The sequence below is a fragment of the Kitasatospora sp. MBT63 genome (genome assembly GCF_000710465.2).
Lineage (GTDB): Bacteria > Actinomycetota > Actinomycetes > Streptomycetales > Streptomycetaceae > Kitasatospora.
The window spans coordinates 1-18,731 of record NZ_JAIZ01000664.1 but is presented as its reverse complement, the minus strand read 5'-3'; the positions used below and the strand labels follow the sequence as shown (position 1 = coordinate 18,731).

Annotated in this window: 19 protein-coding genes and 1 pseudogene; 13 read left to right on the top strand and 7 right to left on the bottom strand. The window is 74.5% G+C overall.

The window, feature by feature from the left end; genetic code table 11:
* The first annotated feature begins 117 nt into the window (after positions 1-117).
* From AA75_RS34820 to AA75_RS34795, 6 genes are all read left to right on the top strand, one after another.
* Complete coding sequence (locus AA75_RS34820) at positions 118-456, top strand: SAV_915 family protein (RefSeq protein WP_033824367.1); 339 nt, start codon at positions 118-120, stop codon at positions 454-456.
* 68 nt (positions 457-524) lie between these two features.
* The gene (locus AA75_RS34815) at positions 525-899 is read left to right on the top strand and encodes a hypothetical protein (protein WP_033824366.1); all 375 of its coding nucleotides are present in this window, start codon (positions 525-527) and stop codon (positions 897-899) included.
* Entirely contained in the window at positions 896-2,242 is a 1,347-nt protein-coding gene (lysA, locus tag AA75_RS34810; RefSeq protein ID WP_033824365.1) for a diaminopimelate decarboxylase, read from the top strand. The genes AA75_RS34815 and lysA overlap by 4 nt, the downstream gene beginning before the upstream one ends.
* Positions 2,243-2,503: 261 nt before the next feature.
* Positions 2,504-3,196 carry an SDR family oxidoreductase gene (locus AA75_RS34805; protein ID WP_033824364.1) on the top strand — a complete coding sequence of 231 codons (693 nt, stop codon included), beginning with the start codon at positions 2,504-2,506 and terminating at the stop codon, positions 3,194-3,196.
* Between the two features lie 306 nt (positions 3,197-3,502).
* On the top strand, positions 3,503-4,783 hold the full coding sequence (locus AA75_RS34800) for a GNAT family N-acetyltransferase (protein WP_063794504.1): 1,281 nt from the start codon (positions 3,503-3,505) through the stop codon (positions 4,781-4,783).
* 74 nt (positions 4,784-4,857) lie between these two features.
* Positions 4,858-5,325, top strand: coding sequence for a hypothetical protein (locus tag AA75_RS34795; protein WP_033824363.1), 468 nt, complete (start codon positions 4,858-4,860; stop codon positions 5,323-5,325).
* Here AA75_RS34795 and AA75_RS48380 read toward each other — a convergent pair.
* Together AA75_RS48380 and AA75_RS34780 are read right to left on the bottom strand one after the other, a co-directional pair.
* Positions 5,320-6,213 (bottom strand): annotated as a pseudogene (locus AA75_RS48380) (IS5 family transposase). The gene AA75_RS34795 and the pseudogene AA75_RS48380 sit on opposite strands and share 6 nt — an antisense overlap.
* Before the next feature lie 53 nt (positions 6,214-6,266).
* Complete coding sequence (locus tag AA75_RS34780; RefSeq protein ID WP_149038556.1) at positions 6,267-6,689, bottom strand: hypothetical protein; 423 nt, start codon at positions 6,687-6,689, stop codon at positions 6,267-6,269.
* A 195-nt stretch (positions 6,690-6,884) separates the two neighbouring features.
* Between AA75_RS34780 and AA75_RS34775 the strand changes: the two genes are divergently transcribed.
* Positions 6,885-8,045, top strand: a complete 1,161-nt coding sequence (locus AA75_RS34775; protein ID WP_033824359.1) for a barstar family protein — start codon at positions 6,885-6,887, stop codon at positions 8,043-8,045.
* Positions 8,046-8,351: 306 nt separating this feature from the next.
* On the top strand, positions 8,352-8,690 hold the full coding sequence (locus tag AA75_RS52805; RefSeq protein WP_233289322.1) for a hypothetical protein: 339 nt from the start codon (positions 8,352-8,354) through the stop codon (positions 8,688-8,690).
* 48 nt (positions 8,691-8,738) lie between these two features.
* Here the strand turns inward: AA75_RS52805 and AA75_RS34765 are convergent, their stop codons facing one another.
* Together AA75_RS34765 and AA75_RS34760 are read right to left on the bottom strand one after the other, a co-directional pair.
* Positions 8,739-10,127, bottom strand: coding sequence for an MFS transporter (locus AA75_RS34765; RefSeq protein ID WP_051813986.1), 1,389 nt, complete (start codon positions 10,125-10,127; stop codon positions 8,739-8,741).
* Between the two features lie 122 nt (positions 10,128-10,249).
* On the bottom strand, positions 10,250-10,606 hold the full coding sequence (locus tag AA75_RS34760; protein ID WP_051813985.1) for a helix-turn-helix transcriptional regulator: 357 nt from the start codon (positions 10,604-10,606) through the stop codon (positions 10,250-10,252).
* A gap of 80 nt (positions 10,607-10,686) precedes the next feature.
* On the opposite strand from AA75_RS34760, the gene AA75_RS34755 reads away from it, so the two are divergent.
* Positions 10,687-11,604, top strand: coding sequence for an NAD-dependent protein deacetylase (locus AA75_RS34755; protein ID WP_051813984.1), 918 nt, complete (start codon positions 10,687-10,689; stop codon positions 11,602-11,604).
* Positions 11,605-11,693: 89 nt separating this feature from the next.
* Here the strand turns inward: AA75_RS34755 and AA75_RS34750 are convergent, their stop codons facing one another.
* A complete protein-coding gene (locus AA75_RS34750) occupies positions 11,694-12,518 on the bottom strand; it encodes an SDR family oxidoreductase (protein WP_033824356.1) in 825 nt (274 codons plus the stop codon).
* 234 nt (positions 12,519-12,752) lie between these two features.
* A complete protein-coding gene (locus tag AA75_RS34745) occupies positions 12,753-13,388 on the bottom strand; it encodes a TetR/AcrR family transcriptional regulator (protein WP_033824355.1) in 636 nt (211 codons plus the stop codon).
* A gap of 163 nt (positions 13,389-13,551) precedes the next feature.
* On the opposite strand from AA75_RS34745, the gene AA75_RS34740 reads away from it, so the two are divergent.
* The 4 genes from AA75_RS34740 to AA75_RS34725 all read left to right on the top strand — a co-directional run bounded on the left by AA75_RS34740 (position 13,552) and on the right by AA75_RS34725 (position 17,173).
* Entirely contained in the window at positions 13,552-14,868 is a 1,317-nt protein-coding gene (locus tag AA75_RS34740; protein WP_051813983.1) for a YncE family protein, read from the top strand.
* A 174-nt stretch (positions 14,869-15,042) separates the two neighbouring features.
* The gene (locus tag AA75_RS34735; RefSeq protein WP_033824354.1) at positions 15,043-16,023 is read left to right on the top strand and encodes a daunorubicin resistance protein DrrA family ABC transporter ATP-binding protein; all 981 of its coding nucleotides are present in this window, start codon (positions 15,043-15,045) and stop codon (positions 16,021-16,023) included.
* Positions 16,020-16,856, top strand: a complete 837-nt coding sequence (locus AA75_RS34730) for an ABC transporter permease (RefSeq protein WP_233289321.1) — start codon at positions 16,020-16,022, stop codon at positions 16,854-16,856. Before AA75_RS34735 ends, AA75_RS34730 begins: the two co-directional genes overlap by 4 nt.
* Before the next feature lie 119 nt (positions 16,857-16,975).
* A complete protein-coding gene (locus AA75_RS34725; protein WP_033824353.1) occupies positions 16,976-17,173 on the top strand; it encodes a hypothetical protein in 198 nt (65 codons plus the stop codon).
* 51 nt (positions 17,174-17,224) lie between these two features.
* Here AA75_RS34725 and AA75_RS34720 read toward each other — a convergent pair whose 3' ends face one another.
* Positions 17,225-18,289: a phosphatase PAP2 family protein gene (locus tag AA75_RS34720; RefSeq protein ID WP_051813982.1), complete on the bottom strand. Its 1,065-nt coding sequence runs from the start codon at positions 18,287-18,289 to the stop codon at positions 17,225-17,227.
* Positions 18,290-18,731: the final 442 nt, after the last annotated feature.

Sequence of the window (18,731 nt, the reverse complement as noted above, 5' to 3'; positions counted from 1 at the left end):
GCAGGTCAAGGGCGCGTCAGCGCCGGCGGCGGGTACCACGGTTCGGCCTAGCGTCGAACCGTTCACGCCGGGTCGACGAGGAGCCGGCAGAACCCGCCACCACCTTGGAGCACCAGCATGGTCCGCACCGACACCCCTGCTCCGGAGCCTGCCGATCGTCCCGTCTGGCACGTCCCGGTCCGGGACGGCCGGGCGGCCGTCACCGTCCTGCGCCTGTTCCGGCAGCGCGACGGCAGCCGCTGCGCCGTCGGCTTCAGCTCCGCCGCGGCCCTCTCCGCGCTGCTCGGCCCCGCCCAGCGGTCCGTCACCCTCACCGAGCCCGCCCTGCGGGCCCTCATCGCCCCGCTCGGGGTGCGCGCCCTGGTCCTGGACCCGCAACTGGTGGCACCGCCGGTCGCCCCCGTCCCCGGCGGTCCGCTGACCGCTCCCCCGGCCCAGCTCCAGCACCAGTGGTGACCGCGGCTCCCGCCCCGGGTCCGCCCGCCCGGGACGGCGCCCCGGCTGTACCCCGGCCCCTGCGGCTGGTGACGGCCGGGCCCGCGGAGCCGTCGGCGGCCGCGCCGCAGCGGCCGCTGCGGGCCCTGGCCCGGATCAGGTCCGGGCCCGTCCCGCTGGACTTCGACCTGCTCGCCGCCCGGATCCCGGCGGTGCTCGACGGTCTGGCCCTGGCCGGCGACGCCGACCTGGAACTCCGGCTGGCCTGCACCGGCCCGCAGGAACTGCGCGAGGTCACGGCCGAGCTGCTGCGCTGCGGGGCCGCGCAGGTCCGGGTGGAGTTCGTGCTGCGCGCCCTCGCCCGCCGCCCGGACGGGCCATCGCCATCGCCATCGCCACCGCCACCGCCGGCCCCGCGCCCGGCCGCCCTCGTTCCCGAAACCGTGAGGAGTGCCACGCCATGACCACCGTCGTCGCCCGTCCCGCCGTCCTGCCGCAGAGCGGACACCCGCTCGGCAGCCCCTGGCCCGCCTCCGCCCGGGCCGGGGCCCACGGCGACCTGCTGGTCGGCGGGGTCGGCCTCGCCGAGGCCGCCGACCGGTTCGGCACGCCGCTGTACGTGCTGGACGAGCAGGAGGTCCGGACCAGGGCCCGCGCCTACCGCACCGCACTGCCGGAGGCCGAGGTGCTGTACGCGGCCAAGGCGTTCCTGTGCAGCGCGATGGCCGACTGGGTCGGTGAGGAGAGCCTGGGGCTGGACGTCTGCTCGGCCGGTGAGCTGCGGCTCGCCGTCGCCGCGGGCTTCCCCGCCCACCGGATCCTGCTGCACGGCAACGCCAAGAGCCCGGAGGAACTGCGGCTGGCGCTGCGCCTGCGGGTCGGCCGGATCGTCATCGACAGCCTCGCCGAGATCCCGCGGCTGGCGGCGCTGACCGTCGCCCGGAGCCCGCAGGCCGTCCTGGTCAGGGTGGTGCCGGAGGTCGCCGCCGGACACCACCCCGCGGTACGGACCGGGGTCGGCGGCCAGAAGTTCGGCTTCCCCGTCCGGGGCGGCGACGCCGCCGAGGCGGTCCGCCGGGTCCTGGAGCAGCCCGGACTGCGCCCGGCCGGCCTGCACTGCCACCTCGGCTCCCAGATCACCGAGGTGGAGCCGTACCTGACGGCCGTCGACCGGCTGGTCGACCTGCTCGCCGAGGTCCACGACCGGCACGGCGTCGAGCTCCCGGAACTGGATCTGGGCGGCGGGCACGGGGTCCGCTACCGCCCGGGCGAGCCCGAACTGGACCTGGCCGACTTCGCCCGCCGGGTCCCGGACCGCCTCGCCGAGGCGTGCGGGCGGCACGGCCTCGCGGTGCCCCGGCTGCTGGTCGAACCGGGCCGGGCGGTCGCCGCCCCCGCCGGCGTCGCCGTCTACCGGGTGCTGACCGTGAAACACGGCTCGGACGGGCGGGTGTTCGCCGCGGTGGACGGCGGGATGAGCGACAACCCGCGGCCGGCACTGTACGGCTCGAAGTACGCGGTCCGGCTGGTCGGACGGGCCACGGACGCGGCGCCGCACCCGGTGGACGTGGTCGGGCGGCACTGCGAGGCCGGCGACGTCCTGGTCCCCGGCGCACTGCTCCCCGCCGACCTGCGGCCGGGCGACCTGCTCGCCGTCCCCGCCGCCGGGGCGTACCAGCTCTCCATGGCGTCCGGGTACAACCTGGTCGGCCGCCCCGCCGTGGCCGCCGTCGACCGGGGCCGGGCCCGGCTGCTGATCCGCCGCGAGACGGTCGAGGACTTCCGGACCCGCGAGGTCGGCCGCTGAGCGGCGCGCGGTGCCCGCAGGGTTCGCCGGGTTGGCGGTTTCGCCCCGGGCCGTTCGGACGTGGGCTGACCTCGAGGTCGCGAGGAGGGCCCGGTGGCGGAACCCGTCAGGGTCCAGTGGTCGAGACCGGTGAGCTTCCCGTGGGAGGCGGCACCGGGGACGGTGGAGCAGGCTCGGTTGCGGAGTCGGGGCTATAGTGCAGGCCTTTGAGGGACAGTCGGTTAGGCCGTGCCCAGACCGCATCGCCGAGGAGGCCGTCCGATGGGACCCGTCACGCTGATCACCGGGGGCTCGACCGGCATTGGTGCCGCGACCGCCCGAGCCCTGCTCAAAGAGGGCCACCGGGTCGCTGTCACCGGACGGGACGCGGACAAGCTGGCCGCCTTCGCCGCCACGGCCGGAGCGGGCGAGCGGCTGCTGACGATCACCGGGGACACCAGCGACGAGCACGACGTCGCGGCCGCCGTGCGCCGCGTGGTGGACACCTGGGGCCGGCTGGACAACGTCATTGCCAACGCCGGGTTCTCGCTGCCCGGGAATCTCGAGAGCCACGCCCCCGAGGACATGCGGGCCATGGTCCTCACCAACGTCCTCGGCCCGGCGCTGCTGGTGCGGGAGACCCTGCCGCAGCTCAGGGAGTCCAAGGGCCGGATCGTGCTGATGGGTTCGGTCGCGGGAGTGCGCCACACGCCCGGCAACCTGTACTCGGTCACCAAGTGGGCCGTGCACGCGCTGGCCGAGAACACCCGGCTGCTGGTCGGCCAGGACGGGGTCGGCGTGACCGTCGTCGCTCCCGGAGTGGTGGACACCCCGTTCTGGGACGAGCGCGGCGGCAGCCCCGAGACGGCGCTGACCGCCGAGCAGATCGCGACCACGATCGTCTTCGCCCTCAACCAGCCCGCGGGCGTGGACATCAACCACATCACCATGCGGCCGACCGGGCAGCTCGGCTGAGCAGACTGTCAGAATGCTTGAACCGTTGCGTCGGCGCGGGACCGGCCCCGCAGCGTCCTCGAACCCACGACCACCAAGCTCGATTGAACAACGGCTACTTCGGCACACCGATGTGGTCTGGGCGTGATCCGCTGTGACGGACACCCCTGATCAGGGGCTTCGGCCCCGGAGGTATGACGTCCGTCCGGGTTCGGGCACCCGCCATCGCCGACCCGGCGGACCGATGCGGTCACCGCACCAGAAGGCTGGCCGATCATGCTGAATAACCAGGTGCCCAAAGCTGACGGACCGTCCTACCGTGGCTGGATGATTGACGCACCCCCAGCTCAGGCTGCCTTCGACATCGAGATCCGCCCTATCGGTGAGCACGAGATCACCACCTGGGACCGCGCCCTGATGCGCGGTTTCCTCAGCCCGCACGAGGGCGACGGCACGGAGGTGCGCCACCGGCAGTTCGTTCCGGGCCGCTGGCTGGCGGCGGTGGACCATACGGCGGGCGGGGCCTTCGTCGGTACCTACCGCAGCTACGACCTGGAGCTGACCCTCCCGGGCGGAGCCGCCGTACCGGTGCACGGGATCACTGGGGTGAGCGTGGCAGCCACCCACCGACGGCGCGGGCTGCTGAGCCGGATGCTGAACGGCGACCTGGCCGCTGCCCGCGAGCGCGGCAGCGTGGCCGCCGTGCTCATCGCGGCCGAGTACCCGATCTACGGCCGCTTCGGGTTCGGCCCCGCGACGCGGATGGCCGGGCTGACGGTCGACGTGCCGAGGTCGGGGGGCCTGCGGTCAGGGCTGCGCACCCCGGTCGGCGGACGGATCGACTTCGCCACTCCGGAGGAGGTTCGCAAGCTCGGCCCCGAGTTGTACGACCGCTGGCGGCTCACGCAGCCCGGTGCAATGAGCCGACCGGCCGCCAACTGGGCGATGGACACGGGCGAGGTGGTGCTGCCCGCGCGTGGCTGGAAGGAGCCCTTCTTCGCCGTCCACCGCGATGCGGCCGGGGTGGTCACCGGTCTGGCCGTCTACCGCGTGGACGACAAGTGGATCGGCATGGCGCCGGACTCGACCCTCAAGGTGATGGACTTCCTCGCCCTCGACCGGCCGACTGCCAACGCCCTGTGGCGGCTGCTCTTCGCGGTCGACTGGGTGCAGCGCATCGAGGTTGAGGACATCGGCCCGGACGATCCGCTGCCGCTGCTGCTGGCCAACCCGCGCGCGGCCACTCCGCACGTCTCCCAGACGGACTTCACCTGGCTGCGGCTGCTCAACCTGCCCGCCGCCTTCGCCGCCCGCCGCTACGCGGGGCCCGGCCGGATGGTGCTGGCCGTGACCGACCCGCACGGCTGGACCAGCGGCAACTGGCTGCTGGAGACGGCCTCGGACGGCACCGGCCGCTGCACCCCCACCGAATTGCCCACCGACCTCACCCTCGGCGTGAGCGAGCTCAGCACCCTCTACCTGGGCACCGAGGCCGCCAGCCGCCTGCTGGCCGCCGGGCTGATCGCCGAAGACACCCCGGGCGCGGCGGCCCGCCTCGACCACCTGCTGCACACCCCGATGCGGGCCTGGAACACGCTCACCATCTAGCAGCGGTCCGGCCGATCACTGGTTGGTGCGCCCGGTCGGCGGTAGGTGTCTGCGCGGTCCCACAACCTGCGTCCATGACCACCGAGTACCTCTCGACGATTGACGCGTTGGCCGTGCAACCGTTCCCGGAGGCGGCCTGTGGCGACGCCTTCGGGGGAGGTGGACCAGAGCATCATGTGCGTGAACTGCAGGTCAGTCGGGACTTCTGGGATGACGACGACGGGCAGGCCTGGGTTGAGGCGGAAGCCGAACTGCGGGCCTGCCTCGACGACCTGTCCGCGCACCTGACGGCTCGGTGGGGCAATGCGTCCGTTGTGGAGCTCGGGCCGTACCTCAGTGCCGGCTGCGAGGGCGAGCAGGTGCCCGAACCCCTCGGCTACCTCAGCCAGCAGGCCGTGAGCATGCAGGTATGGCCGCTCCCCGACAGCGCTCGTTGGCTTGCGCTGGCGATCGGCCAGGCCGACAAGGAGCTGCCACTCATCCTGTTTGCTGCGGTCGGCCAGGCTTCCGCACTCGGCTTGAACGCGAGTGGCCGGTCATGAGCGGAGCCACACGATGACAGCTGCAGCCGAGACGGTGCCGAGGAACACATAGCCGCCCTTGTCATACCAGGTGGCCACCGCACGGAAGTTCTTGAGCCTGTTCACAGCTCGTTCGACGGTGTTGCGTTTCTTGTACCGGTCCTCGTCGAAGCCGGGTGGCCGTCCGCCTCGCGATCCCTTGCGCAGGCGGGCGGCCCGGCTGTCGGCCTTCTCCGGGATCGTGTGCCGGATGCCGCGCCGCCGCAGGTACTCGCGGCAGGGACCGTTGCGGTAGGCCTTGTCGGCCGCGACGCTCTCCGGTCTCTTGCGGGGCCTGCCTGCGCCGAGCCGGGGGACCCGGATCTTCTCCAGCACCGGAACGAACCGGGTGCCGTCCGCGCTCAGGTGGATTTTGCTGGTGAAGCCACCGCGAGAGCGGCCCAGGCCTTCGCCTCCCGCACCGCCTCCACCAGCCGGCCTACGAGGCTCTGCCACGGAGTCTCGTCCTGGTGTTCCAGCGACTCGTCCCCTTCTGAGCCGGTGAGCGCCGGCGGCGGCTCGGTGCGGGCGCCGGCCGCGTGCCGGTGGGCACGCACGATGGTGGAGTCCACCGAGATGTCCCAGTCGATCTCACCGTCTGCGCCGGCCGTGGCCTGGACCCGCTGCAGCAGCCGCTGCCAGGTGCCGTCCGCCGACCACAGCCGGTGCCGCTCGTAGACCGTCTTCCACGGGCCGAACCGCTCCGGCAGGTCCCGCCAGTACACCCCGGTCCTCACCCGGTGCAGAATCCCGTCGATCACCTGCCGGTGGTCACGCCACCGCCCGCACCGACCCGTTGCTCACCGGCATGAACGGCCGCAGCCGTTCCCACTCCGCGTCCGACAGATCGCCGCGTTCTCCTCGCCCCATAGCGGGAAGAACGAGCAGACCCGACGACAGTCACATGATCGGCCGGACAGCTCCTAGCAGCGGCGGCCGGGCTGCGCCTCGGGCGCCACGGGGGCCAGGGGCACGACCGTTGTGCCTGGTGCCATGGCGGAGCGGGCCAGGCAGTGGTGGCAGTGGAGCACCCGCACCTGCTCGCCCGACCGCAGCCGCAGCACCGCCCTGACCGCCAGCGCCACCGCGGCAACCGCACCGCCGAGCAGCGGCCCGGCGAACCCGGCCCGCCCCTGCGCGAGCATCGCCCAGCCGTACGCGCCGAGGGCGACCGCCACCACGACCCGGACCTCGCCGAGCGTCCGGACGACCGGCCACCGGTTCTCGCCGAAGACGGACAGTCTGACGCTCTCCTCGCAGCGCGGGCACTGGACGCCCCGCGGCAGCATCGCGTCCGGCGCCGCATCCGGCACAACGTGGTCGATGGTCCCCGCCCTCTGCGTCATGTCCCGCAACCTACCTGACCGGCGGTCAGCAACGGCAGGGCCCGGGCGGCGGAGCGGCACCGCCCGGCACCGCCCGGTACCGCCCGGTACCGCCCGGTACCGCCCGGTACCGCCCGGTACCGCCGAAAAGCGTGGTGGCTGCGGCCGCCCGGGCCGTATCGTGCCCCGCTGTTGGATCGGGAACGCGGAGGTCGGGTGCAGGTTGGGGAGTACGGCGCCTGGGGGCGGGAGTTCCCGGTCAGGTATCTGCTGGTCGGGGAGGACGAGGGCGGCGGCGAACTGGTGCTGGCGAGGTCCGCCGGGGTCGAGGGGCTGTTCCGCGACCCGGTGCCGCCGCCCCGGGAGGTGCTGACGCTGCGCGGGTGCAGCCCGCGGGGCCGGCTCGCGGAGGCCGTCGGTGGGTCCGGCGCTGCGGCCGAGCTCGGCGACCTGTGCGTCGAGGTGGGCAACGGCGAGCGCCCCGTGCAGTGGTGGACCCTGGTGGACACCGTGGTCATCGCCCACCGGCCCGACCGGGCCGACCCGGCCCTGCTGGACATCACCATCGGCGCCGGCGTGGTGCCGGACCCCGCGTTCGCCTTCGGCCCACCCCGCTCACCCACGTTCCAGGTGTTCCCGGGCCTGGGCGACGCCCCCGGTCTCGGCCGGTGTGCCGACGTGCACGGCCTGCTCGTCACCCGCCCGACAGCGGTGACTCCCCTGCAGCTGATCGGTTGTGAGCCCACCGAGCCGCTGCTGGGGACGGTCCGTCGGCGGGGCCGGTGGCCTGGGCACACCGAACTGTTGGCGCTCGACCGCGACGGCGAGGTGATGACCCGCCGGCCCGTAATCCTGGCCGTCGAGGGGTCGCGTCCGTCCGTCCTCGGGGGCGGTCTGCTGGACGTCACCCTCGCCGACTCCTCGGACCGGCCGCCGCGTGCCGCCCGGCCCGTCTGGGAGGCGTGGTACGCGGGCCGCCCGCGGGAGCGCAACCTGTGGGCGCGCCTCGACCGCGAGGGCCGGGAGCAGTGGCTCGACCTCACCTTCCGTGGCGGCGACCTGCCGGCCCGGGACGTGTCCGGCGGCGTCCACCACCTCGACGGCCGGTACGTCACCGACGATGCCGCACTGCACTGCGCGCTGGGCGAGGCGCTGCTGGGACCGGGCGGGTACTTCGGCCGGGAGTGGAACGCCTTCGCGGACTGCCTGGGCGGCGGGTTCGGCGTGGCGCCGCCGTTCACCCTGGTCTGGCACGACGCCGAGGCCGCCCGGCGCGCCCTCGCCGAGGAACACCTCCTGCCGGATGACGGGCCGTCCTACTTCGAGGCCGTCGTCGCACGCCTGGAGCGCTCCGGTGTCACCGTCGTCCTCGCGTAGCCGCCGCGGCCCGGGGCCATCGCCTCGGGGGCCATGACCCCGGCGAGGTTCTGCTTCGGCAGACTGCTCGTATGGACGACTCCGCCGGAACTCAGGCACCGATCCGCCGGCTGACCGACCCCGCGGAGGCGATCGCGGCGTTGGAGCTCGCGGTACCGGGTCTCACCGCGCTGCGGCTGCCGACGCCACGCGCCATCGACTGGCCTTTGCTGGAGGCCGAGTTGGGCGTCCGCGCTGCCGGCCGACTACCGACTCCTCTGTGCGCTCCACCCATCTTTCGTGGTCGGCGGCTTCCTGGGTGTCGGCATGCCGGAGCCCGGTGGGGAGAGCGACTGGGTGCGGGCGACGCGGGAGGAGCTGGAGACCGTCGCGGAGTGGTGCGCGGAGGCCGACTCGGCCGTCCCGCTCCATCCGTTCCCGGCCCCGGGTGGTCTGCTCCCCTGGGCCGCGTCACCGCAGGGGGACTTCTTCTTGTGGCGTACCGGTCCGGCGTCCCCGCAGGAGTGGACGGTCACCGTCGGTTCGCGGAGTTCCGTCCGGTGGGAGTACACGGGTGGGGCGGTCCAGTTCCTCGCCGACCTTGCCGGGGGCGTGCTGGAGCCGTGGGCGTTGCCCCCGATCCGCGCCGAGGTGGTGGCCTGGTGAGCCCTCGGAGCCGACCGAGGGCCGCGCCCATCCGGTCAGCGGTGCGCCTCACGATCGGGTCGGGACCCGGCGGCGGGCTCGGCGGGCGGGCCGGGTGCGGGTCGGCCAGGTGTGGTGGTGGCGGTCGATGACGTAGGCGTGGCCGTGCTGCCAGCCGCCGGTGGCGGTGCGGGCGCCGGCCAGGTGCGGGTGGTCGGCCGGGAGGTCGGCGTGGACGTGGTCGAGGCGGACGGGGTCGCGGGCGGGCCAGAGCAGAAGGGCGGCCACCGCGCCGGTCAGGGCGGTGACGCCGAGCACGGCCGCGGCGACCGGCAGGCCCGCCGCCGCGGCCAGCCATCCGGCCAGTGGGTAGGTCAGCAGCCAGCAGCCGTGCGAGAGCGAGAACTGGGCGGCGAAGGCGGCGGGCAGGTCGGCATCGGCCGCCGAGCGGCGGATCACCCGCCCGCCGGGGGTCAGGACCGCCGAACCGGCCGCGCCGATCGCCGCCCAGGCCGCGAGGACCGCCCACCACGACCAGCTGCTCGGAGCGGCGGCGCCCAGCAGCGCGACGACGCCCAGCACCGGCGCGAGGGCGAACGCGGCGGGCAGCATCACGGCGCGGTCGCCGGTCCTGCGCAGCAGCGCGGGCAGAGCGAGGGCCGCCACGATGGACCCGGCGCCGTACGCGCCGAGTGCCAGCGACACGGCGCCCACGCTCCGGTGGAAGTGGTCGCGGACCAGGACGACGGTGTCGACGAAGACGATCGCCCCGGCGGCGGCGACCGCCAGGTCCAGGGCGAGCAGGGCCCGCAGCCGAGGGGTGGCCCGGAACAGGCGGGCGCCGAACGCGATGCCGGCGTACACCCCGCCCGCGCGCTCCACCGGTTTCGGCGCGGGCAGCACGGCGGAGACCACGAGGGCGGCGGAGGCCAGGAAGCCGACGACGGTGCCGGCGAACAGCCAGCCGTACGGGAGCACGGTCAGCAGCAGTCCCGCGAGGGCCGGGCTGAACAGGCTCTCCAGGTCGTACGCGAGACGGGACATCGACAGCGCCCGGGTGTAGTCGCGCTCGGCCGGCAGTACCTCGGGAACGGTCGCCTGGAAGGTGGGGGTGAACCCCGCGGAGGCCGCCTGGAGCAGGAAGATCAGGACGTACACCTGCCACACCTGGGTCACGAACGGCAGCGCGACGGCGACGGCGGCCCGGGTGAGGTCCAGGGTCACCATCAGCGCGCGGCGCGGCACCCGGTCCGCGAGCGCGCCCGCCAGCGGTGCGACGGCGACGTACGCGACCATCTTGATCGCCAGCGCCGTGCCTAGCACCGCGGACGCGTCGGCGCCGGCCAGGTCGTAGGCGAGCAGGCTCAGCGCCACCGTCGCCAGCCCGGTGCCGACCAGGGCGACGACCTGTGCGGTGAACAGGTGGCGGTAGGTGCGGTTGCGCAGCACGGACAGCATCGGCCCCGTCCCCAGGTGGGAGCGATCGGACCGGGCCATCGTAACCAATATGTGCATACCCATGCACCTGTTGGGCGTCCACATGCGGGGCCCTGTGGGTCAGGGAGCTGGTCAGGAGCGGGTCAGTCGTGCGGCGGCAGGGCGCCGATCTGGTGGTCGGCGACGTTCAGCGCCTCGTCCACGAGGCGGCGCAGGTGTCCGTGGCGCAGCGAGTACACGACGCGGCGGCCGTCCTTGCGGGTCACCACCAGGCCGGCGAGCCGGAGTTTGGCGAGGTGCTGGCTGACCGAGGGCCGGGCCGCGCCGCACGCCTCGGTGAGGGTGGTGACGTCCGCCTCGCCCTCGCCGAGCCGCTGCAGCAGGGCCAGCCGGGTGCGGTCGGCGAGCAGCGCGAGGACGGCGGCCGCGACCTCCAGCCGCTCCCCGCTCGCGTTCTCCTGCACAGGGTGTGCACCTGCCACGCTCGTGCCCGAGGTCATGCGTCCCATCGTAGGGGCGGCCGGACCCGGCCCGTGCCCGGGTGCGCACCCACGCACATCCACGGTCGTACGCTGGCTGCATGCAGAAGCTTCCGACACCGGCTGGGCCGTCGAGCGGCGTGGCGTCGGCCGACGGGGCCGCGGCGCAGGATTCCGGGCTGGCGGAGGTCCGGCGGTTGCTCGCCGGGCGGGGCGTGGTGGTCCTCAGCGGTGCGGGGCTCTCCACCGAGTCCGGCATCCCGGACTACCGGGGTGTCACCGGCAGCCTGCGGCGCCGGACACCGATGACGTACCAGGAGTTCGTGGCGAGCGAGGCAGGCCGGCGCAGGTACTGGGCGCGCAGCCACGTCGGCTGGCGGACCATCGCCCGGGCCGAGCCCAACGCCGGCCACCGGGCGGTCGAGGAACTGCGCCGGGCCGGCCAGGTGTCGGCGGTGATCACCCAGAACGTGGACGGGCTGCACCACCGCGCCGGGACCTCGGACGCGGTCGAACTGCACGGCGGCCTGGACCGGGTGGTCTGTCTCGGGTGCCACCGCACCAGTACGCGCGAGGAGCTCGACCGGCGCCTGCACGCGCTCAACGACGCCGTCCTGGAGGCGGACCCGCCGGTGGTCAACGCGGACGGGGACGCCGAGCTGCCGGACGCCCTGGTGGACGCGTTCCGGGTCGCGCCGTGCGAGGCGTGCGGTGGGGTGCTCAAGCCCGATGTCGTGTTCTTCGGGGAGAGCGTTCCGAGGCCGCGGGTCCAGCAGTGCTTCGACCTGGTCGACGCGGCGCGGGCGCTGCTGGTCCTCGGGTCCTCCCTGACCGTGATGTCGGGGCTGCGGTTCGTCCGCCACGCGGCGCGGTCCGGGAAGCCCGTCGCGATCGTGAACCAGGGCGCCACCCGCGGTGACGACCTCGCCGCCACCCGGGTCTCCCTCCCGCTCGGCGCCGCCCTCACCGCGCTGGCGGGCCGGCCGGGCCACGCCGGCGCCGTAACGCCCGCCCGTTAGCCGCTGCCCGCCCGTCAGCCGGTGCCCGCCCGTTGGCCGGTACTACCCGCGCCCGCGCCGGGGCGGACGCGGGTGCTCCGCGCGCTCGATCAGCCGCCCTGGGCGAACGCCTTGGCCGCGGCCAGTTCGGCGCCGGCCATCTCGTGCACGGCCTCCAGGTACTGGTACGCGTCGGCTCCGATCGGCACCCGGAGCGGGGTGCCGGGGGTGGCGACCAGCCGCAGGACCAGGGCCGCGAAGTCCTCGGGGCGGCCCAGCTCGGGGTTGTGCGCCATGCCGCGGACGCCGTCCCGGGTCTCGTCGACGGCGGCGCCGCGGTAGGCCGGGATCCGGACGGCGGGTTCGGCGGCCGCGCTGCCGTAGCGGGTGGCGAAGCCGCCCGGCTCGACGGCGGTGACCCTGATGCCGAACGGCGCGACCTCCGCGGCCAGCGCCTGAGTCATGCCCTCCAGGGCGTGCTTGCCCGCGACGTACGCGCCCATGCCGGGGAAGGACAGCCGCCCGGCGATCGAGGAGACGTTGACGATGTGTCCGGCGCCCCGCGCCCGCATCCCGGGCAGCACCAGGCGGGTGAGCCGCCACGGCGCGACCGCCAGCACCTCCAGCTGCTCGCGCAGCTCCTCGTCCGAGACCTCCTCCACGGCGCCGAGCAGGCCGGTGGCGGCGTTGTTGACCAGGACGTCGATCCCGCCGAGCCGCTCCTCGGCGATCCGGACGGCCTCGGCGCAGCTGTCGGGGTCGCGGATGTCGAGGGCCGCGACCCGGACCCGGTCGGGGTGGGCGGCGGCCAGTTCGTCGAGGGCGGCGGGCTTGCGTGCGGTGGCCAGGACGGTGTCCCCCGCCGCGGCCACGGCCTCGGCCAGCGCGGCGCCGAGCCCCGACGAACAGCCTGTCACCAACCAGCGGCGTGCCATGGTCTCCCCCTGTGCGTCGTCCGTGGATGATCCGGTCGGATCCGGCCTCCCACGGTAGAGATGCGGCGGCGCCGGTGCCCGGGATCCGGTCCGTCCCGCGGGGGCGCGCGGTCTCGTCCCGGCGCGCACGGCACGGCGGCCGTGCGCCTGCTGCGCCCCGTACGCCTCCGCCGCCCACCACGCGCTCTGCCGGCCACCACACGCCCGCCGGCCGGTCCGTCGGCGGACGGTCCGTCAGCGGGTGGGTGGGCGGACCACGCCCAGCAGCAGCGCGACCAACTCGTCGACGACCTGGTCGAGGTCGGCCTCGAACTGCCCCGCCGTCCAGTCGTGCAGCAGGCCGTTGACCGCGCCGATGAACGCGGTGGCCGCGATCCGGAAGTTTCGGGGTGCGGCCTCGCCGCGGTGCACGGCGGCCTCCGCCTCCGCCACGATCAGGTCGACCCAGCGGGCCCGGCGCACCAGCCGCTGGCGCTCCAACTCCTCGCTGACCCCGATGATCTCGACGAAGGCGATCCGCAGCCGCCGTCGGTCGCCGGTGGCGGCCGTGACGTAGGCCCGCAGGACGGCGGCGATGCGCCGGTCGAACCCGAGGGCGGCGGTGTCGTCGAGCGCGGCGAGGACGGCCTGCTCGGTCCAGTCGTTGACCAGCAGGTGCAGTTGGGCGAGGACGTCCTCCAGGTTGCGGAACTCCTCGTAGAACTGACGGGTCGACAGCCCGGCGGCCTCGCAGAGCGCGGTCACCGAGGCGGCACGGTAGCCGGGCCGGTCGCCGAACTGCTGGAGCGCGGCGGCGAGGAAGCGCTCGCGCCGCTCGGTGCGCCGCTCCTGCGCCGACCTGCCGCCGTACGTGCCCGTGGCCCGCCCCACCGCTCCCCGCCCTTCGACGCTTCGACACTTCGACGTTCCGGAGGTCCTGGCCCGATTGTCGCGCACGGGGTCTTGTCAGGGTCGCGGCGGGATCCCTACCGTCGAGTAGCGCCAATCTGACAACCCGTCTTTTCAGACTGTGTGCCCAGGAGAAGGAGCCGCGATGTCCGCGCTGCCCGAGCTGTCCCCCGCAAGCCGTCGATCTGCCCGCGGGAGGTCCCGTCCGGCCCGCTCACGCGCGCTCGGCACCCTCGCGGCCGCGCTCGCCCTCGCCACCACCGGCCTCACCGGCGCCGCGGGCGCGGCCCCCGCCGAAGGGACGCGGGCGACGGCGCTGCGGGAGGTGATGTTCGTCGGCAACAACTGGGACGGCACCGCCGACGTCATCCGCTCCAGCGGCGACTTCGCCAGGATCGGACGGGTGAACGTCATCCCGGACCGCGACCAGCGGCTCACCGAGATCTACCTCAACCCCGTCAAGCTCGCCTTCTTCCTGGGGATCAGGCTCGGCCCGGGCGAGGGCCACGACCAGTTCGTCGACGACATGTACTCGACCCCGGACGGCTCGGCCGTGGTGGTCTCCCGGCCCAGCTTCGCCGACGTCGTCTCGATCGACCTCGCCAGCGGCCGGATCAACTGGCGCTTCCCGGTCTCGGGCTTCCGCTCGGACCACATGGCCGTCTCGCCGGACGGCACCCGGGTCGCCGTCTCCGCCTCGACCTCCAACACCGTCCACGTGCTCGACATCAGGACGGGCGCCCAGCTCGGCTCGTTCGCCACCGGCGACAAGCCCCACGAGAACCTCTTCACCGACGGCGGGCGGCAGATCTGGAACATGTCGATCGGCGAGGTCAACACCGCCCTCGACGCCCCGTGGCTGGACTGGACCAAGGGCGACCGGCACATCACCGTCGTCGACGCCGCGACCCTCGCCCCGGTCAAGGTCATCGACATGCGCGACCGGCTGGACGCCTTCGGCCGCAGCGACCTGTCCGACGCCGTACGCCCGGCCGTCTTCACCCCGGACGGGTCGAAGCTCTACTTCCAGGTCTCCTTCTTCAACGGCGTCGTCGAGTACGACGTCGCCACCGACCGCATCACCCGCATCGCGACGCTCCCCAAGAACCCCGCCACCAGCGAGGACCGGACCACCTGGGTCAACGACTCGCGCCACCACGGCCTGTCCGTCAACCCGGCGGGCGACCGGCTCTGCGTCGCGGGGACGATGGACGACTACGCGACCGTCGTCGACCGGGCCACCCTCCGGGAAGGGCCGCTGGTGCCCGCCGCCAAGCCGTACTGGGCGACCGTGAGCGGCGACGGGAAGTCCTGCGTGATCTCCGAGAGCGGGGCGGACCAGGTCACCGCGATCGACTTCGCCACCGGTCTGAAGACCGTCTCGGTGCCGGTCGGCGACCATCCGCAGCGCGTCCGGCTCGGCCATGTCCCGGCCGACTGGGCCGGTCCCGCCGCCCGCTGACCGCTGACCGCCCCACCGGCGCCTCGCCGCGGCCGGCCCGCGGGTGGTCGCCGTCGCCGGGCCGGTAGCAGACTGGGAACGGGCCCGGCCCCACCTCCCGGCCGGGCCCGTCCACGGCATCCGCCGCCGCGCACGGGCGCGGCCCGGCGGTGCACGGGAGTGAGGGGTGTGCCCATGGGACAGCCGGCCATCCGGGTCGAGGGCCTCAGCAAGCGCTTCGGGTCACTGACCGCCCTCGACCAGGTGGACTTCGACGTGCCACCGGGAACCGTCTTCGGCCTGCTGGGGCCGAACGGCGCGGGCAAGAGCACCACCATCCGGATCCTGACCACCATCCTGCGGCCGAGCGGCGGGCGCGCCGAGGTGCTCGGCCACGACGTGGTCCGGGAGGCGTCCCTGGTCCGGCGGCTGATCGGCCTCGCGGGCCAGTTCGCCGCCGTGGACCCCAACCTCACCGGCCGCGAGAACCTCCGGCTGATCGGCCGGCTGACCCAGGTCACGCGCCGCCGGATCCGCCCCCGGGCGGCCGAACTCCTCGACCGCTTCGACCTCGCCGGGGCCGCCGACCGGCCGGTACGGACGTACTCGGGCGGCATGCGACGGCGCCTCGACGTCGCCGCCGCCCTGGTCCCCGAACCGCCGGTGCTCTTCCTGGACGAGCCGACCACCGGCCTGGACCCGCAGAGCCGCAGCGCACTGTGGGAGCTGATCCGCGAGCTGGTGAACGACGGGACGACCGTCCTGCTCACCACCCAGTACCTGGAGGAGGCCGACCGGCTGGCCTCGCGCGTGGTCGTGGTCGACGAGGGGCGGATCATCGCCGACGACACCCCGGCCGCGCTCAAGTCCGGGCTCGGCGACACCGTGATCGAACTGACCATGCCGGACGAGGACGCGGCGGTCCGGGCGGCGGCCGCCGCCACGGGCGGGCTCGGCGAGCCACCGCAGCGGGAGGGTCCGCTGCTCAGGGTCGCCTCCCGGGACGGTTCCGGGGTGCTGTTCGACCTGCTCCGGCTGCTCGACGCCGAGGGCCTGGTGCCACGCTCGGTCGCGGTGCGCGAGCCCAGCCTCGACGACGTCTTCCTGGCGCTGACCGGCCACCGCACCCGATCACCCGAACCCGCCGCCCCCGCGACGCAGGCAGGCACCCCGTGACCGCGACGGCTGCCCGCCCGTACCCGTCGGCCCGGCGCCCGCCCGGCCCGGCGCGCCTGTGGCTACGCCTGTCCGCCGTCGCCCGCGACGGCCTCGCGGTGGCCTGGCGCAACCTCATCGCGCTGCGCCGGGTGCCCCGGCTGCTGGTGTTCTCCACCATCCAGCCGCTGGTCTTCGTCCTGATGTTCCGCTACGTCTTCGGCGGCGTGGTCGAACCGGCGCTCGGCCCGGTCAGCTACGTCGACTTCCTGATCCCCGGCATCTTCGTGCAGACCGCCGTCTTCGGGTCGATGAACACCGCGATCGGCCTGGCCACCGACATGCAGACCGGCCTGATGGAACGGTTCCGCTCGCTGCCCATGGCCCGCTCCGCCGTACTGGTCGGCCGAACGGCGGCGGACCTCGCCCGCAACGTCTTCGTGGTGGCCCTGATGACGGCCGTCGGCTTCGCCATCGGCTTCCGGATCCACGCCGGCGTGCTCTCCTTCCTGGGCGGGGTGCTGCTGGTCCTGGCGTTCGGCTTCGCGATGTCGTGGATCTTCGCCGTGGTGGGGCTCGCCGTCGGCGACCCGGAGACGGCGCAGGCAGCCGCCTTCCCGGTGCTCGCGCCGCTGGTGTTCGCCTCCTCCGCGTTCGTCCCGGTGGACACCATGCCCGGGTGGCTGCAGGCGTTCGCCGCCCACCAGCCCGTCTCCAAGACGGCCGAGGCCGTCCGGGTCCTGGTCCTCGGCGGCCCGGCGACCAGCGCCGTCTGGCAGTCCCTCGCCTGGGACGCGGGGATCATCGCCGTCTTCGCCCCGCTGGGCGTCTGGTTCTACCGCCGCGCCGTGTAGCCGGGCCGTGGCGTCCCTGCCCAGGGGGTACCGCGTGCGTCGGCGCGGCACCCTTCGACCCGCCGCGCCCGGCCTGCGATGATCACCGGGGAGAGACAGCACCTGGACCCGGGGGAAACATGATCGCTGTGGTACTGATCGGCGCTCTGGCGCTCACCGTCGGCGGCTGCGTCTGCGTGGTGTGGGCCGACCGCGGCGGGCCCCGCTGGGTACGGGCCGTGGCCACGGTCACGCTCGCGGCGGGCCAGCTGGTGCGCCGCTCGGCACGGGACCGCCGCCGCAGCCTGGGGCGCAACCAGGGCGACAGCGACTGCTAGGGCGCGTCCGGCGGATCCCGTCGGACCGGCGCCCGGCGTCTGGCGCCCGGCTCAGTCGGGGTAGGCGTAGCGGCTCAGGCTGTCGATCAGGTCCTCGACGAGGCTGCCGAACGGGGTGATCTCCCAGTCGTCGGCGAAGCCTTCCCGGAGCAGGAGGTCGCTGAGCGCATCCACGAGTTCCTGCGCCTCCTCCGTCCCGGGCGGGGTCGTCGGCGACAGCGTGACGCCGCGGTTCTGGGCCGCCAGGTCCAGGGTCGCCCGCGCCTCGGCGGATCCGGTGAACCATGCGAGGCGGTACGGGCCGCCGCCCGCCACCGGCGGCTGCGGCCGGGCCTCGGGTGGGACCGCGCCCGGGTCGGCGGGCTCCGAGTCCTCCGCCCGCTCGCCGGGCCCGTCCGCCCCGGACTCGTCCGTCCCGGTCCCGGCGCGCCGGGCGAGCACCGCGACGGCGGGTACGCCCAGCGCCAGCCATCCCGCCGCGAGCAGCCAGCCGCCGAGCACGTCGAACGGCCAGTGGACGCCCAGGTAGATCCGGGTGAGGCCGACCGCGACCGCCGCCACGCCGAGCGTGATGGCGGCGGGGACCGCACGGCTCCGCCGGGTGCACCGCAGCAGGGCCCAGGCCAGCAGACCGGCGGCGAGCGCGGCGGTGAACGCGTGACCGGACGGGAAGGCGTAGCCGCTCGGGTCCGCCGAGACCCAGTCGGCCTTCGGCGGCCTGGGCCTGGCGAAGGCGGTCATCAGGCCGCGGCGGACCGCCTGGCCGGTCGCCAGGATCACCACCGGCGCGCAGGCCCACAGGATCCGGCGCCCGGCGGGTCGCAGGGACCGGGTGAGGACGAGTCCGGCGGCCAGCGCGGCGGCGTACGGCGGGATGCCCGAGCCGAGGTCGGTCACGGCGGCGGCCAGGGTCACCGCGGCGGACGGACGGTGGGTCAGTACCCAGGCGTGCAGGGACGATTCGGCGGCCGTCGGCTGCCAGTCGTGGCGGGCCAGCAGCGCGGCCAGCACGGCAAACGCCAGCAGCGGTGGACCTGCGGTGAGCAGGACCGTTCGCGCCTTCGGACGGGACCACCCGGGTGGCGGCCACACCGCGGGGCGGGTGGACCAGGACATCGGAGCGGCACCTCCCGTCACCGGGGCACCGTCGCACCCCCACTACGTCGACACTACTGTAGACACGCCTGCCGAGCCGACGGGTCGCTGCCACCGCGGACGGCCGGTGGCCACGGTGGTACCGCGGTATCACCGGGGCCACCGAAGTCGCTCCCGGGGTACCACGCCCGCCTTTAGCGTGGTTCACAGGACAGCCGCTCAGGGGCCGCACCGCGCAGCGGGCAGAACCGGATTGCGCAGGCCGTGGTTGTCGGACCAGGACAGCTCCCACGCACCGGCACACCCGGGAGGGCGGCATGACCACCATGACCTGCACCAGCGTCACCCTGGAGACCGTCCCTGCGGCACCGGCCCGGAAGGCACAGCCGCCGGCCGCGCCGACCGTCGTGGCCGCCGCGGGGCCCGCCGCCCGCCCCGCCGCCGACCGGGCACCCGCCCGGCG

What these genes read in the sequence shown, in the direction of transcription:
- AA75_RS34820 (WP_033824367.1), top strand. Translation starts at nt 118, where the DNA reads ATGGTCCGCACCGACACCCCTGCTCCGGAGCCTGCCGATCGTCCCGTC.
- lysA (WP_033824365.1), top strand. Translation starts at nt 896, where the DNA reads ATGACCACCGTCGTCGCCCGTCCCGCCGTCCTGCCGCAGAGCGGACAC.
- AA75_RS34805 (WP_033824364.1), top strand. Translation starts at nt 2,504, where the DNA reads ATGGGACCCGTCACGCTGATCACCGGGGGCTCGACCGGCATTGGTGCC.
- AA75_RS34800 (WP_063794504.1), top strand. Translation starts at nt 3,503, where the DNA reads ATGATTGACGCACCCCCAGCTCAGGCTGCCTTCGACATCGAGATCCGC.
- AA75_RS34795 (WP_033824363.1), top strand. Translation starts at nt 4,858, where the DNA reads ATGACCACCGAGTACCTCTCGACGATTGACGCGTTGGCCGTGCAACCG.
- AA75_RS34780 (WP_149038556.1), bottom strand. Translation starts at nt 6,689, where the DNA reads ATGACGCAGAGGGCGGGGACCATCGACCACGTTGTGCCGGATGCGGCG.
- AA75_RS52805 (WP_233289322.1), top strand. Translation starts at nt 8,352, where the DNA reads ATGCCGGAGCCCGGTGGGGAGAGCGACTGGGTGCGGGCGACGCGGGAG.
- AA75_RS34765 (WP_051813986.1), bottom strand. Translation starts at nt 10,127, where the DNA reads ATGCTGTCCGTGCTGCGCAACCGCACCTACCGCCACCTGTTCACCGCA.
- AA75_RS34760 (WP_051813985.1), bottom strand. Translation starts at nt 10,606, where the DNA reads ATGACCTCGGGCACGAGCGTGGCAGGTGCACACCCTGTGCAGGAGAAC.
- AA75_RS34755 (WP_051813984.1), top strand. Translation starts at nt 10,687, where the DNA reads ATGCAGAAGCTTCCGACACCGGCTGGGCCGTCGAGCGGCGTGGCGTCG.
- AA75_RS34750 (WP_033824356.1), bottom strand. Translation starts at nt 12,518, where the DNA reads ATGGCACGCCGCTGGTTGGTGACAGGCTGTTCGTCGGGGCTCGGCGCC.
- AA75_RS34740 (WP_051813983.1), top strand. Translation starts at nt 13,552, where the DNA reads ATGTCCGCGCTGCCCGAGCTGTCCCCCGCAAGCCGTCGATCTGCCCGC.
- AA75_RS34735 (WP_033824354.1), top strand. Translation starts at nt 15,043, where the DNA reads ATGGGACAGCCGGCCATCCGGGTCGAGGGCCTCAGCAAGCGCTTCGGG.
- AA75_RS34725 (WP_033824353.1), top strand. Translation starts at nt 16,976, where the DNA reads ATGATCGCTGTGGTACTGATCGGCGCTCTGGCGCTCACCGTCGGCGGC.
- AA75_RS34720 (WP_051813982.1), bottom strand. Translation starts at nt 18,289, where the DNA reads ATGTCCTGGTCCACCCGCCCCGCGGTGTGGCCGCCACCCGGGTGGTCC.